This is a genomic window from Schumannella sp. 10F1B-5-1, from assembly GCF_006517535.1.
In the GTDB taxonomy this organism is placed as follows: Bacteria; Actinomycetota; Actinomycetes; order Actinomycetales; family Microbacteriaceae; genus Schumannella.
This window is the reverse complement of the sequence record NZ_VHQH01000039.1, coordinates 237,449-251,382: the sequence shown is the minus strand read 5'-3', so window position 1 is coordinate 251,382 and position 13,934 is coordinate 237,449. Positions and strand designations below refer to the sequence as shown.

The window sequence follows — 13,934 nt, the reverse complement described above, 5'->3', positions numbered from 1 at the left end:
GCGCGGCGCCGGCTAGAGCGGGACGCCGTGCACGCCGTTGTGGTGCCGCAGGTCGGGGAAGCTCGCGACCACCGAGAAGCCGACTCCCGCGATCCGGTTCGCGGTGAAGACGCCGCCGAAGAGTTCGGTGCGCTCGCGCATCTCGGTGATCCCGCGACCCCAGGGCGTCTCGGTCAGCGCGGCGAGGTCGTCGCCGGCGCTGTACGCGGCCGGATCGTCGGGGTCGGAGCCGGCGCGGATCGCGGTCGCCCGCTCGCCGTCGTCGTCGATCTGCAGCTGCAGGGCATCCGTCGACCACCGCAGCGCGACGGTCGCGGTCGTGCCCTCTCCCCCGTGCGCCGCGGCGTTCTGCAGCGCCTGCTGCACGATGCGCAGCAGGGCGAGGTCGGCGGCGGGCGTCAGCTCGAAGGGTTCGCCGAAGGAGCGCAGGGTCGCGGTGACGCCGGTTCCGGCCAGGGCGTCGACGAGGCGGTCGAGGTCGGCGAGTCCCGGCGTCGAGCCGAGCTCGGCCGCGTCTGCGGCGCCGTCGCGGGCCAGAGTCGACCCGCGTCGCAGGTCGGCGAGGGCGCGGCGCGCCGCATCCACGAGCCCGTCGGCGGCGCGGGTGGCGGCCCCCGCATCCGTGCCGGCGATCCGGCGGATGCGATCGGCCTGCGCGATGACGTCGGTCAGTGCCGCCGCGGCCAGGTCGTCGAGCTCGCCGGCGATGCGGAGTCGATCGGTCTGCTCGGCCAGCGTGAGCTCGAACTCGACGCGGTCGGACTCGGCGCGCTGCAGCGCCGCGCGAGCGCGCACGGCGGCGGCGCGGTTCACGAGCCACAGGACGAGGAGCACGACGGCCGCGATCGCGAGGGCGAGCAGAGCGATCGTGAGGATCATCGATCCTCCGGGAACGCTCGCGGCGGGGTTGTCCTGCACGGTCTGAGAGTAGCGGGAGTCGCGCGGGCATCGGTTCGGGCTGTCCGGACACGGGTCGAGGCCCCGGGAGCGCATCCCGAGGCCTCGATGTCGCACGCTGTGCTCGTGGCCGACGATCAGCCGCGCGGCGGCATCGGCGGCTGCTGATTCGCGCGCAGCACCTCGAGGCGTGCGCGGTACTCCTGCTCCTCGATGTCGCCGTTCGCGAAGCGGTCGGCGAGAACCGCCTCGGCGCTGCGCGCGCCGCTGGTGGTCGCCCAGTGCGCGGCGTGCGGGCCGTAGCCGTTCGACCACGCGGCGCGGCGCCAGCGACGACCGACGAACGCGAAGATCACGCCCAGCACGACGATCCAGAACAGCGGGATGAGGAAGAAGAGCCACGGTGCCCCGCCGCCGACCCAGTGCGGGTGCGCGGCGAGGGCGGTGAGAGCGGTTGCGGTGATCATGATGTCCCTTGCTCGAAACGGCCCGGTGCTTCCGGGTGCTTCCAGCGTCGTCGTGGCGGGCCCCGCGCGAATCCGCCGCCGGGACCCGCCGACTACTCCCCCGAGACGATCGCGGGGCGGCAAACAGCATCCCGTGGAAGCCCCGCGCGCCGCTGCGCCGGTGCGCCGCCGCCTCACGTCAGCGTTGTGTCGGAAACTCAGGCGTTGAGGTCGGACGGGCGCGCGGATGCACGCGGATCGCGAGGCGCCGACGCGACAACGCCTGAGTTTCCGACAGCGACGATCGACGGGCGGCACGGCTGTCGCGGGGCGGCACACGACCGGCGCGGCAGATGAGGGCCGCAGAAGATGCTGGTGCGTCAGGCGGCGTGACCGGGACGCACGAGCCCCGTCTCGTAGGCCACGACGACGAGCTGCACGCGGTCGCGCGCCAGCAGTTTCGACATGATGCGCGAGACGTGCGTCTTCGCGGTGAGCGGACTCAGGAACAGCGAGCGCCCGATCTCCTCGTTCGTCAGCCCCTGACCGACGAGCGTCAGCACCTCGCGCTCGCGGTCGGTGAGCGGCGCGAGCCGCGCATCGTCGAGCGGACCGGTGAGGGTGCCGGCCACCTGCTCGAGCAGGCGGCGCGTCACGCGCGGGCTGAGCAGAGCATCCCCCTCGGCGGCGACGTGCACGGCGCGGATGAGCTCGACGGGCTCGGTGTCCTTGACCAGGAACCCCGACGCGCCCGCCCGGATCGCGCGCGCGACGTACTCGTCGAGCTCGAACGTCGTCACGATCACGATGTGCGTGCCGGCGAGCTCGGGCCGCGCGACGAGCTGCTCGGTCGCCCAGAGCCCGTCGCCGTCGGGCATGCGGATGTCCATGAGCACGACGTCGGGGTGGGTGCGCGCGACGAGATCGACCGCGTCGCGCCCGGTCGCCGCCTCGCCGACGACCTCGAGGTCGGGCTCGGCGTCGAGCAGGCTGCGGAAGCCCGCCCGGATGAGGTGCTGGTCGTCGGCGAGCACGATGCGGATCACGGGGTCTCCTGCGGTTGTCCGGCCGGCGGGGCGGCCTCGTCGGCGGCTGTGGCGACGGCGGGCGGGGTCGTGACGGCATCGCGTCCGGACGTCGTGCCCGGGACCCCCTCAGCGTTGTCGGGCGACTCGGCGACGGGGATGCGCGCCGCGAGTCGCATGCCGGGCGCGGCATCGGCGATCTCCAGCGATCCGCCGAGCAGCTCGGCGCGCTCGCGCATGCCGAGCAGGCCTCGTCCCTCCGGCGCGCCGCCGCGGCCCGATCCGTCGTCGACGACCGTCAGCACGAGCTCGCCGGGGCCACGCCGCAGTGTCAGGCGCACCCGCCGCGCGCCCGAGTGCCGCCGCACGTTCGTCAGCGCCTCCTGCGTGATCCGGTACAGAGCGGTCTGCGCCGCCTGCGGGACGTCGGCGAGGGATGCCGGTGCCGGCATGTCCAGCGTCACCTCGAGACCGCCGCGCCGGGAGTCGTCGGCGAGTTCGCCGAGGCGCGAGAGATCGGCGGTCGGCACGAGCGGCGCATCCCGGTCGTCGGAGCGCAGCACGCCCAGCACCGCGCGCACCTCGTCGAGCGCGGACTTGCTCGTCTCCTTGATCGCGACGAGCGACGCCTCGGCCTGCTCGGGTCGGCTCTGCAGCAGATGCAGACCGACCCCGGCCTGCACGTTGATCGAGCTGAGCGAGTGGGCGAGCACGTCGTGCAGCTCGCGGGCGATGCGCACGCGCTCGGCCTGCAGCGCCTCCTGCTGCTGCTGCCGCCGCCGGGCGCGGATCTCGCCGAAGCGCTCGCGGCGTCCGCGCATCCCCTCGCCGATGCCGACGACGACGAGGATGCCGATGGTCACGACCGCGATGCGCCAGGGCTCCCAGCGGTAGCCGGCGGCGAGGCCGATCGTGATGGTGCCGATCCAGCAGGCGGTGATCGAGATGAACGCCCAGCGCCGCGCGCCGCGCACCAGCGCGCTGAGGAGCGCGAAGGCGAGCGCGATGTACGGCGGGCCGAAGCGGATGTCGAGGAACATGTCGACGGCGGCGGCGAGCGAGACGATCGCGACGACGGGGCCGGGGAAGCGTCGGGCGAAGGCGAGGGCGATCGGTCCGACCAGGGCCAGGCCGATCGTGAGGGCGGCGAGCTGCGGTGCGAGTCCGAGGAAGCGCGCCGCGATGAGCGACGACGGCACCTGCACGAGGAAGCTGATGACGACCGGCGCCCAGAGCGTGAACGCGCGCGGCATGCGCCAGGCGGGGCCGTCGTCTTCCCATTGCTCCGGCCGCCGCATGGCTCGATGCTACGCGCGGGCGGGTGCGGCGCCATCGCCGCCAGGGAGGCGGCCGCTACTCCCCCGGGAGTACCTCGGCCGTCGCCCTGCGCCCTGTCGGAAACTCAGGCATTGAAGATGCGGCGCGTCGGAGAGCCCGATCGAGAGCGGAGAGCCCGAGCTCTAACGCCTGAGTTTCCGACACCGCCGCGGGCGGCACAGGCCGGGTCGGATCGACGAGGGCCGGGAACGACGAAGGCCCGGCGTGAACCGGGCCTTCGGAAGGGCTCCCCCATCTGGACTCGAACCAGAAACCTATCGGTTAACAGCCGATTGCTCTGCCAATTGAGCTATGGAGGAAAGCTGCCTGAACAGCCGGATCAGACTACCAGGGATTCGGAGTGCCGCTGAACGCGCGCCGCCTCACGGGCGCGTCGCGACGGTCGCCCAGGGCGTGTCGTCGACCCGCAGCAGATGCGTCGGCGAGGGCACCGCGATCGAGCCGCGCGGTGTCGGCGCGGCGTGCCCGGTGGGGTCGAGCGCGTAGGCGCTGACCGAGCTCGAGAGCTGGTCGGCCACGAGCAGCAGGTCGTCGACGACGAGCAGGTGTCGCGGCCAGTCCCCGGTGGAAGGGATCGAGTCGAGCGCGGTGAGCCGGGCCCGTCCGCGCGGCCGGTCCGCCTCCGTCTCCGCGACGGCGACGCGCACGCGCGCGATCCGGTTCGATCCGCGCAGCCCGACGTGCACGACGCCCGAGCGCCGGTCGAGCGCGAGACCCGCCGCATGATCGCCCTCCACCGCGCCGGGCAGGGCCACGCTCTCGAGGAGCGCGAGCGCCGGAGCGATCTGGATGCGGTGCGCGGTCCCGTCGAGCTCCCCCAGCACGAGCACGGTGCCGTCGTGGAGCGGCAGCAGATCGCGGGGGCCGGTCCCCGGCGGGAACGCGAGCGCGTCGAGTTCCTCGCCCGCATCCGCGATGCGGACGACCCGATCGGAGCCGAGGTCGGCGATCAGCCGGGAGTCATCAGCGAATCCGAGTGTCGTGTGGGCGTGCGCCGCGTCCTGCTCGGGTCGAGGGCCCGAGCCGTCGAAAGCCACGACCAGGTCATACGTCGTGGCCATGCCGTTCTCGAGGCGGTGGCGACTGGCGGTGCCACCCGTGTAGCTCGCGACCCAGACCGCGTCGTCGGCGACGCTCAGATGGCACGGAGCGGCGCTTCCCGTCGCGGTGCGGGCCACGAGTCGCGCAGGAGCACCGTCGGCCGTGCTGGACGGCGCGACTGCGGTGGCGACGGCGTCGGCGTGCTCAAGAGCCGCATAGAGCGGCGCAAGTGCCACATCCGGCGCGTCCGGTGCCGAGGTGCTCGACCCCGACCGCCCGAGCTCGCCGAGGGCGAGCCACGACGGCGACGGCATCTCGAGCACGAGACCGTCGAGCGCCAGCGCCCCGCGCTCGTCGATGCGGATGCGCGACACGCCCCGCGCCGACCCGCCCATGTCGGGGCCGTAGCCCCCGACGAGGAGCGTCGCGCTCACGGCAGGCGCGCGTGCCGCGGGTACAGCGACGACAGCGCCTCGACGTACTCGTGCGTCGGCTCGGCGAGCACGCGCTCCATCTGGCCGAGGCCGACGATCGCGCCGGCGTGCATCACGGCGACGCGGTCGGTGATGTAGCGCAGCTCGCGCAGGTCGTGACCGACCACGACGGCGGAGAAGTTCCGCTCCCGCTGCAGGTCGGCCAGCACGCCGAGGATGCGGCCGCGAACGAGCACGTCGACGCCCATGGTCGGCTCATCGGCGACCAGCAGTCGCGGCTCGAGCACGAGCGCCTTGGCGAGGGCCACGCGCTGACGCTGCCCGCGGCTGAGCTCGTGCGGGAAGCGCTCGAGAACGGTCAGCGGCAGGCGCACCGCGTCGATCAGCGCGGCGACGTGCCCGCCGGCCTCGAGCCGGTCGAAGCGGCGGTCGCGGTCGTAGATCGGCTCTGCCACGTTCTCGGCGATCGTCAGGTGCGGCGTGAGCACGGCCTCGGCGTCCTGTGGCAGGTAGCCGACCTCGAGGCCGAGAAGGTCGCGCGTGCGGCGGCCGGCATCCCGCACCTGGTGACCGAGCACCTTGAGCGAGCCGCCGACGATGACCGGACCGGGCGCGCTGCCGCGACGCAGGCGCCCGGCGATCGCCGCGGCGAGGGTGCTCTTGCCCGAGCCCGCCTCGCCCACGACGCCGAGGATGCCGCCCGCCGGCACCTGCAGCGTGACCCCGTCGACGGCGGGGCACGCGCCGGGCCGCCGGGTGTACCCGACCGTCAGGTCGTCGGCCACCACGACCGGTGCGCTGTCGTCGCCGTCCATGCCGAAGCGGCCCCCGTTCTGCGTGCGCGGCGCGGTCGGCGCCGGAACACTCATCGTGTCATGCCGAGGCGGCCTCGGCATCCGGGTCGGCCCCGGCGGCCATCGTCGCGCGGCGCTCCTCGCGGCGCTCCGCCTGACGCACCGGATCGGGCACCGGCAGGGATGCCAGCAGCCGCCGGGTGTACGGGTCCTGCGGGCTGCCGAGCACCTCCGCGGCGCGACCCTGCTCGGCGACCTTGCCGTGATGCAGCACCACGACCCGGTGCGCGAGCTGGTCGACCACGGCCAGGTCGTGCGTGATGAACAGCGAGGCGAAGCCGAAGCGCTCCTGCAGCTCGGCGAAGAGCTCGAGCACGCGCGCCTGGACCGACACGTCGAGCGCGCTGGTCGGCTCGTCGGCGATGAGCAGCTTCGGATCGAGCGCGAGAGCGCGCGCCAGGGACGCCCGCTGACGCTGGCCGCCCGAGAGCTCGTGCGGGAACCGGTCGCCGTAGGCGCGCGGCAGCTGCACGGCCTCCATCAGCTCGTCGACGCGTCCGCGCGCCGCGTTCGCGTCGCGGGCCACGCCGTGCACGATGAGCGGCTCGGCCACGCACTGGGCGATCGTCAGCAGCGGGTTGAAGCTCGTCGCCGGATCCTGGAAGACGAACCCGATGTCCTTGCGGTGCGGCCGGAAGTCGCGCTCGCGCATCCCGTTCATCTCGACGCCGAGCACGTCGAGCGAGCCGCCGGTCACCTTGGTGAGCCCGGCGATCGCGCGCCCGATCGTGGTCTTGCCCGAGCCGCTCTCGCCGACCAGTCCCAGCACCTCGCCGGGGCCCAGGTCGAACGAGACGCCGTCGACGGCGGTGAAGCCGCGGCGGCCCAGACGGCCGGGGTACTCGATCACGAGGTCCTTCGCCCGCACGAGCGGCTCCCCCGGCTCGGGCTGCGCCCGGTCGACGATCTCGAGCTTCGGCACCGCCGCGAGCAGGGTCTTCGTGTAGTCGGCCTGCGGGTTCGCGAACAGCTCGCGCACCGGCGCCGTCTCGACGGTCTCGCCCCGGTACATGACCATGACCCGGTCGGCCAGGTCGGCCACCACGCCCATGTTGTGCGTGATGAGCACGATCGCCGTGCCGAACTCGTCGCGGCAGCGGCGCAGCAGGTCGAGGATCTCGGCCTGCACCGTCACGTCGAGCGCTGTCGTCGGCTCGTCGGCCACGATGACCGCCGGGTCGAGCACGAGCGCCATCGCGATGATCACGCGCTGCTTCTGCCCGCCCGAGAACTGGTGCGGGTAGTAGTCGATCCGCTTCTCGGGCTCGGGGATGCCGACCCGGCGCAGGATGTCGATCGCCCGCGTGCGGGCTTCGGCCTTGCCGACGCCGCCGTGGGCCCGCAGGCCCTCCGCGATCTGCCAGCCGACCGTGTAGACGGGGTTGAGCGCGGTCGACGGCTCCTGGAACACCATGGCCGCGTCGGCGCCGCGCAGCTGCTGCAGGCGCGCGGGCGAGGCGGTGAGCACGTCGGTGCCGCGCAGAACGACGGCGCCCTGCGCCGTCGCGGTCTCGGGCAGCAGACCCAGGATCGTGCGGGCGGTGACGGTCTTGCCGCTGCCGGACTCGCCCACGATCGCGAGCACCTCGCCGGGCGCGACCTGCAGCGACACGTGGTCGACGGCGTGCACGTCGCCGCCGTCGGTCGTGAACACGACGTCGAGATCGCGGATGTCGACCGCCGCGTCGGCGGTCGGCCCGCTCACGGTGTTCGAGCTCATCGGGCTCCCTCCGTCTCGATCGTGGCGGGGGCCGCCGCGGCAGCCGCATCCGCCGCGGTGGAACCGCGCCGACGCCGGCGCGCCCGCAGACGCGGGTCGGCCAGGTCGTTGAGGCTCTCGCCGATCAGCGTGATGCCCAGCACCACGAGCACGATCGCGAGGCCCGGGAAGACGCTCGTCCACCAGATGCCGGCGGTCACGTCGGAGAGCGACTTGTTGAGGTCGTAGCCCCACTCCGCCGCCTGCGTCGGCTCGATGCCGAAGCCGAGGAAGCCGAGGCCGGCGAGCGTGAGGATCGCCTCCGAGCTGTTGAGCGTGAAGATCAGCGGAAGCGTGCGGGTCGAGTTGCGCAGCACGTGGCGGAACATGATGCGCGGCGCCCGCGCTCCCACGACCTTGGCGCTCTCGACGAACGCCTCCGACTTCACCCGCACGGCCTCCGCGCGGATCACGCGGAAGTACTGCGGCACGAAGACGACCGTGATCGAGATGGATGCCGCGAGCACGCCGCCGAGCAGGTCAGACTCGCCGCCCGTGATCACGATCGCCGCGACGATCGCGAGCAGCAGCGTCGGGAAGGCGTAGACCGCATCCGCGATCACGACCAGCACCCGATCGACCCAGCCGCCGAGGTAGCCGGAGACGAGACCGAGCAGGATGCCGGCGAAGATCGACAGCAGCACGGCGAAGACGATGACCAGCAGCGCGGTCTGCGAGCCCCAGATCACGCGCGAGAGCACGTCGAATCCGCCGACCGTGGTGCCGAGCAGGTGCTTCGCCGACGGCGGCTCCTGCGGCGAGAAGCGGCCCGCGTCATCCCGCAGCTGGTTGAAGCTGTACGGCGCCAGCAGCGGGGCGAAGATCGCCGTGAGCAGGAAGATCCCGGTGATCACGAGGCCCGCGACGAGCATGCCGCGCTGCAGGCCGACGCTCTGCCGCAGCTGGTGCACGACCGGCAGGCGGCGCCAGACGGCGCCGAGCGAACGGGGGTTCGAGGTGACGTTCTCGGACATCAGAACCTCACTCTCGGGTCGACGATCGCCGCGACGATGTCGACGATGAAGTTGGTCACGGCGACGATCACGGCCAGCAGCGCGACGATGCCCTGCACGGCGACGAAGTCGCGCGCCTGCAGGTAGTGGGCGACCTGGAAGCCCAGGCCCTCCCACTCGAAGGTCGTCTCGGTCAGCACGGCGCCACCGAGCAGCACCGCGATCTGCAGGCCCATGACCGTGATGATCGGCACGAGCGCCGGACGCAGGGCGTGCTTGCGCACGAGGCGCGACTCGCGCACGCCGCGCGAGCGGGCGGCATCCACGTAGGGCATCGAGAAGGTGCCGATCACGTTCGTGCGCACGAGGCGCAGGAAGATGCCGGCGGTGAGCAGACCGAGCGCGAGACCCGGCAGCACGGCGTGCGAGAGCACGTCGCCGATGACCGCGCCGTTGCCGGTGCGCAGAGCGTCGATCAGGTAGATGCCGGTCGGCGAGTCGATGCTCGTGATCTGCAGCTCGGTGCGGGCGGAGGCGCGCCCCGCGACCGGCAGCACGTCGAGCCAGACCGAGAAGATCAGCTTGAGCAGCAGTCCGGCGAAGAACACGGGAGTCGCGTAGCAGAGGATCGCGAAGATGCGCAGCACGGCATCGGGCCAGCGGTCGCGCAGGTAGGCGGCCAGCATCCCGAGCGGGATGCCGACGATGAGGGCGACGATCAGCGCGTAGAACGCGAGCTCGAGGGTCGCGCCGCCGTACTCGAGCAGCAGCTTCGTGACGGGCTGGTTGTCGGTGAGCGTCGTGCCGAAGTCACCGCGCGCGATCTGGCCGAGGTACTCGAAGTACTGCACCAGAATGGGCCGGTCGTAGCCGGCCTCGTGGATGCGCTCCTGCAGCTGCGCCGCGCTGAGGCGCCCGCCCTGAGCGGCGGTGATGGGGTCGCCGGTGACCCGCATGAACAGGAACACCATCGTCACGAGGATGAAGACGGTGGGGAAGATCAGGAGGAATCGCACCAGCAGATAGCGGGCGAGGCCGCCTCCGCCGGACTTCGACCGCGCCGGCTTGGCGGCGGTCGGGGGTGAGGCCGGAGCCTCCGTGGTGGTGGTCATGGAGAGCCTGTCGGGTCGTGCGGGAGGGGATGGATCACGCGATCCATCCCCTCCCTGGTCTCACTGGAGCGCGATGATCGCGGGGATCACTTCTCCAGCGGGGCGAAGCGGAACTTGAACGAGGCGTCGAGCGTGACGCCCTTCAGGTCCGCGGTCGACACGACGACCTGCTTGCCCGTGAGCAGAGGCAGCGTCGAGATGTCCTTCGCCTCGAGCTCCTGCGCCTGCTCGATGAGCGTGGTGCGCGCGGCCTCGTCCTGCTCGGTCTGCTCGCCCTGGATGGCCTTGGTCACCTCGGGGTTCTCGTAGCCGTTCTGCAGGAATCCGCCGCCGACCGGGTTGCCGTCGGCATCCGTGCCCGGGAGGAAGAAGACGCTGAGGTAGTTGTCCGCGTCCGAGTAGTCCGGGAACCAGCCCATCTGGAAGACCGGGTACGAGTTGACGCGCTCCTTCGAGTACGTCACCCACTCGGTCGACTTCAGGTTGACGGTGAACAGCTCCGACGACTCCAGCTGGCTCTTGATCGCGGCGTACTCATCCGCCGAGCTCTCGCCGTAGTGGTCGGGGTTGTACTGCAGGTCGATCTGCACCGGGGTCTGCACGCCGGCGTCGGAGAGGAACTTCGCGGCCTGGGCCAGGTCGGGAGCGCCGTCCTTGCCGTAGAGGTCCTTGAACGGCGTGGATGCGCCGGTCAGCCCCTCGGGGACCGGCGAGTAGGCCGGGGTGTAGGTGTCCTTGTAGACGTCCTTCGCGAGGGCGTCGCGGTCGACCGTCGCGGCGATCGCCTGGCGCACCGCGAGGGCCTTCGCCGGATCGGCCTCGGCCGTGTCGGTGCCGAACGGCATCGTGCGGAAGTTGAACACCATGTAGCGCTGCTCGCCACCGGGGCCGTCCCAGACCTTCAGGCTGTCGTCCTTGCGCAGGTCGGCGATGTCGGTCGGCGTGAGGCTGCGGTAGGCGGCGTCGATCTCGCCCTTCTGCACCTCGAGCTTCATGTTCGACGACTGGGCGTAGTAGTTCAGCAGGATGCCGGCGTTCTTGGCCTTGCCGAGCAGACCGTCGTAGTCCTTGTTCGGCAGGAAGCTGATCTGCTTGTTGAGCGAGAACTTGTCGATCGTGTACTGACCGGCGAAGCCGTCGCCCTTGACGACGTCGTCGTCGGGCGTGACCTTCGTGGCCGAGAACGTGTCCTCGTCGACGATCGGGCCGGCCGGGCTCGACAGGATCTGCGGCCAGGTCTGGTCGGCGCTCTTCAGCGTGAAGACGACCGTGGTGTCATCCGGGGTGTCGATGCTGTCGAGGTTCGCCAGCAGCGACGCCGGGCCGTTGGGGTCGTTGATCTTGATGACGCGCTCGAAGCTGAACTTGACGTCGGAGCTCGTGAGGTCGTTGCCGTTCGCGAATTTCAGACCCGACTTGAGCTTGACCGTGTACTCGGTCGGCTGCGTGAACTCGGCCGACTCGGCGATGTCGGGCTCGACGTCGGGCTTGCCGTAGTCGGTGTTCACCAGGAACGGGAAGACCTGGGTCTGCACGGCGTAGGAGCCGTTGTCGTACGAGCCGGCCGGGTCGAGCGTGGTCAGCTTGTCGGTGGTGCCGACGACGAGCAGATCGCCGGAGCCCGAGTCGCCGCCGCCGGCGGCGCAGCCGGCGAGGGCGAGGGCGAGGGTCGCGGTGCTCGCGGCGACGGCGAGCGTGCGCGCCCGTCGCGAGCGGAAAGCGGAACTCATGGTGGTTGTCCTCTTCTCTGTGCAGGGGGACGTGCCGTGCGTACCCGGGGTGTCAGGAGACGGCGCTCCACAGTCCTAGCACAGCACGCGCGTCCGACGCCCCCGGATGCGGGGTGCTCGGCCGGATCGTCATGAGGCCGAAACACGCCCGCGGCCGGGCTGCGAGGGCGCTGGACGGCGGCTGGTGGAGGTGGGGCCGCCGCCAGTGCGTGAGATCCGCCGGGTCTACTGCTCGGTGAGGCGGCGACGCTGGGTCTCGAGACCCAGGAGCTCGCGACTCAGCTCGGCGGCGCGCATCCCGTCGCCCCCGGCCTGCGCGCGCATGAGCGAGCCCTGCAGGTCGGACTTGCGCCGCACCAGCTCGCGCTCGACCACGCCGATCACGACGCCGCGCGCGTAGGCGTCGACCTGGCTGCTCTTCGCGAGCAGCGGGGCGACGCCCATCTGGCTGACCAGGCTCTGGTACGGCGCGGGCACCTCGGCCGCGACGATCGTCAGCCACTCCGCCGACCCGAGCTTGTCGAGCGACGCGCCGATGCCGTCGCGCACGACCGCGAGGGTCTCGTTCGCGAAGCGCGAGCGCACAGCCTCCTGGATGAGCTCGGAGCCCACCGCATCCGGACGCTGCAGGATCGCCATGAGCGCGTCGCGCTCCAGTCGCGACGACACGTCGACGGGCAGCGAGGTCAGGTCGACGCGCAGGTCGGGCGGGCTCTGGATGCTGGGGTCGGCGCCGGACGACGCCTCGCCGTTCGCGGGGTACCGGCCGTCGCCCGGCGCGCCTGCGGCGCCGTGGGCGTATCCGCCGCCCGCGGAGCCGTCCGCACGGCGCGTGTCGCCGGGGCGACCACCGCTCGAACCGCTCTGGGCGCCGCGCGCGGCACGATGGCGCGCCGCATCCACGGCCCGGTCGACCTCCGTCGGGTCCATTCCGAGCCAGCCCGCGAGATTGCGCACGTAGCCCGCGTTGAGCGCGCGGTCGCGGATGCCCGCGACGACCGGAGCCGCGGAGCGCAGCGCCGCGACCCGCCCCTCGACCGTCTCGAGATCGTGCGCGGCGAGCTGGCGGCGCACCATGAACTCGAACATCGGCTTGCGCTCGTCGATGAGCTGGCGCACGGCGCCGTCGCCGCGGTTGAGGCGCAGGTCACAGGGGTCGAGACCAGCGGGCGCCACCGCGACGAAGGTCTGCGCGGCGAAGCGCTGCTCCTCGGCGAAGGCGCGGGTCGCGGCCTTCTGGCCCGCCTCATCCGGGTCGAAGGTGAAGATGACCTCGCCGGTCGTGTCGGTGTCGCCGAGCACGCGGCGCACCACCTTGATGTGATCGACGCCGAAGCTCGTTCCGCAGGTGGCGACCGCGGTGGTGACGCCCGCCAGGTGGCAGGCCATCACATCCGTGTAGCCCTCGACGACGACGACCTGCTTGCCGCGGGCGATGTCGCGGCGGGCCAGATCGAGCCCGTAGAGCACCTGGCCCTTGTGGTAGATCGGCGTCTCGGGGGTGTTGAGGTACTTCGGGCCCTTGTCCTGGTCGTCGGGCAGCAGCTTGCGCGCGCCGAAGCCGATCGTCGCGCCGGTCACGTCGCGGATCGGCCAGATCAGGCGCCCGCGGAAGCGGTCGTAGGCGTTGCCGCGGTCGTTCGTCGAGAGCAGGCCCGCCGTGACGAGCTCCTCCTGCGAGAAGCCCTGGGCCTTGAGCGCCGTTCCGAGCGCGTCGAACGACTTCGGGGCGAAGCCGACGCCGAAGTGCTCGGCCGCCGCCGGATCGAAGCCGCGGCCGCCGAGGAAGTCGCGGGCCAGCTGGGCTTCGGGCGTGGCCAGCTGCTGCTGGAAGAACGTCTCCGCGGCCGTGTTCGCCGCGATCAGACGGGCCCGGCTGCCGTAGTCGCTCTTGGCCTCGCCGCCGTCTTCGTAGTGCAGCTCGAAGCCGATGCGGCCCGCGAGGCGCTCGACGGCCTCGCGGAAGCTCACGTGGTCCATGCGCTGCAGGAAGGTGTAGACGTTGCCGCCCTCACCGCAGCCGAAGCAGTGGTAGAACCCGACCTGGGGTCGCACGTGGAAGCTCGGGCTGCGCTCGTCGTGGAACGGGCAGAGGCCCTTCATCGAGCCGACGCCGGCGCTCTTCAGCGTGACGTACTCGCCGATGATGTCGGCGATGTTGGTCCGTGCCCGCACCTCGTCGATGTCGCTCTGTCGGATGAGGCCGGGCATAGCCGAATCCTACGGATCCGCGCGCGCTCCCGCCGACCGCGTCCCCAGGCGCGCTGACGAGCCCGGCATGCCGCTTCGGCGGCCTGTCGGAAACTCAGGCGTTGGCGGACGAAGCACGCGTCACCCGGGCGGCC

At 72.0% G+C, this 13,934-nt stretch carries 11 protein-coding genes and 1 tRNA gene; all 12 read right to left on the bottom strand.

The genetic code is table 11. The features are described 5' to 3' along the window. Positions 1-12: 12 nt before the first annotated feature. The 12 genes from FJ658_RS11925 to dnaG all read right to left on the bottom strand — a co-directional run bounded on the left by FJ658_RS11925 (position 13) and on the right by dnaG (position 13,800). A complete protein-coding gene (locus tag FJ658_RS11925; RefSeq protein ID WP_141145601.1) occupies positions 13-918 on the bottom strand; it encodes a sensor histidine kinase in 906 nt (301 codons plus the stop codon). Positions 919-1,034: 116 nt separating this feature from the next. Next, on the bottom strand, positions 1,035-1,364 hold the full coding sequence (locus FJ658_RS11920; RefSeq protein WP_141145600.1) for an SHOCT domain-containing protein: 330 nt from the start codon (positions 1,362-1,364) through the stop codon (positions 1,035-1,037). 359 nt (positions 1,365-1,723) lie between these two features. Next, positions 1,724-2,389, bottom strand: coding sequence for a response regulator transcription factor (locus FJ658_RS11915; RefSeq protein ID WP_141145599.1), 666 nt, complete (start codon positions 2,387-2,389; stop codon positions 1,724-1,726). After that, positions 2,386-3,666: a sensor histidine kinase gene (locus FJ658_RS11910; protein WP_141145598.1), complete on the bottom strand. Its 1,281-nt coding sequence runs from the start codon at positions 3,664-3,666 to the stop codon at positions 2,386-2,388. The genes FJ658_RS11915 and FJ658_RS11910 overlap by 4 nt, the downstream gene beginning before the upstream one ends. 266 nt (positions 3,667-3,932) lie before the next feature. After that, a tRNA-Asn gene (locus FJ658_RS11905) sits at positions 3,933-4,005 on the bottom strand. Between the two features lie 63 nt (positions 4,006-4,068). Beyond that, entirely contained in the window at positions 4,069-5,181 is a 1,113-nt protein-coding gene (locus FJ658_RS11900; RefSeq protein ID WP_141145597.1) for a beta-propeller fold lactonase family protein, read from the bottom strand. After that, positions 5,178-6,050 (bottom strand): ATP-binding cassette domain-containing protein, encoded by an 873-nt coding sequence (locus tag FJ658_RS11895; RefSeq protein ID WP_255447702.1) that lies wholly within the window; start codon positions 6,048-6,050, stop codon positions 5,178-5,180. The genes FJ658_RS11900 and FJ658_RS11895 overlap by 4 nt, the downstream gene beginning before the upstream one ends. A gap of 4 nt (positions 6,051-6,054) precedes the next feature. Further along, positions 6,055-7,755, bottom strand: coding sequence for an ABC transporter ATP-binding protein (locus tag FJ658_RS11890; RefSeq protein ID WP_141145596.1), 1,701 nt, complete (start codon positions 7,753-7,755; stop codon positions 6,055-6,057). Further along, positions 7,752-8,768, bottom strand: coding sequence for an ABC transporter permease (locus FJ658_RS11885; RefSeq protein ID WP_141145595.1), 1,017 nt, complete (start codon positions 8,766-8,768; stop codon positions 7,752-7,754). Before FJ658_RS11885 ends, FJ658_RS11890 begins: the two co-directional genes overlap by 4 nt. After that, complete coding sequence (locus FJ658_RS11880) at positions 8,768-9,859, bottom strand: ABC transporter permease (RefSeq protein ID WP_141145594.1); 1,092 nt, start codon at positions 9,857-9,859, stop codon at positions 8,768-8,770. Before FJ658_RS11880 ends, FJ658_RS11885 begins: the two co-directional genes overlap by 1 nt. 86 nt (positions 9,860-9,945) lie before the next feature. Then, entirely contained in the window at positions 9,946-11,589 is a 1,644-nt protein-coding gene (locus FJ658_RS11875) for an ABC transporter substrate-binding protein (RefSeq protein WP_141145593.1), read from the bottom strand. Between the two features lie 225 nt (positions 11,590-11,814). Continuing rightward, the gene (dnaG, locus tag FJ658_RS11870; RefSeq protein ID WP_141145592.1) at positions 11,815-13,800 is read right to left on the bottom strand and encodes a DNA primase; all 1,986 of its coding nucleotides are present in this window, start codon (positions 13,798-13,800) and stop codon (positions 11,815-11,817) included. Positions 13,801-13,934 lie beyond the last annotated feature (134 nt).

Bases quoted from the DNA above. Each gene is read 5' to 3' on its own strand.
- FJ658_RS11920 (WP_141145600.1), bottom strand. From the start codon at position 1,364: ATGATCACCGCAACCGCTCTCACCGCCCTCGCCGCGCACCCGCACTGG.
- FJ658_RS11910 (WP_141145598.1), bottom strand. From the start codon at position 3,666: ATGCGGCGGCCGGAGCAATGGGAAGACGACGGCCCCGCCTGGCGCATG.
- FJ658_RS11895 (WP_255447702.1), bottom strand. From the start codon at position 6,050: ATGAGTGTTCCGGCGCCGACCGCGCCGCGCACGCAGAACGGGGGCCGC.
- FJ658_RS11890 (WP_141145596.1), bottom strand. From the start codon at position 7,755: ATGAGCTCGAACACCGTGAGCGGGCCGACCGCCGACGCGGCGGTCGAC.
- FJ658_RS11885 (WP_141145595.1), bottom strand. From the start codon at position 8,768: ATGTCCGAGAACGTCACCTCGAACCCCCGTTCGCTCGGCGCCGTCTGG.
- FJ658_RS11880 (WP_141145594.1), bottom strand. From the start codon at position 9,859: ATGACCACCACCACGGAGGCTCCGGCCTCACCCCCGACCGCCGCCAAG.
- FJ658_RS11875 (WP_141145593.1), bottom strand. From the start codon at position 11,589: ATGAGTTCCGCTTTCCGCTCGCGACGGGCGCGCACGCTCGCCGTCGCC.
- dnaG (WP_141145592.1), bottom strand. From the start codon at position 13,800: ATGCCCGGCCTCATCCGACAGAGCGACATCGACGAGGTGCGGGCACGG.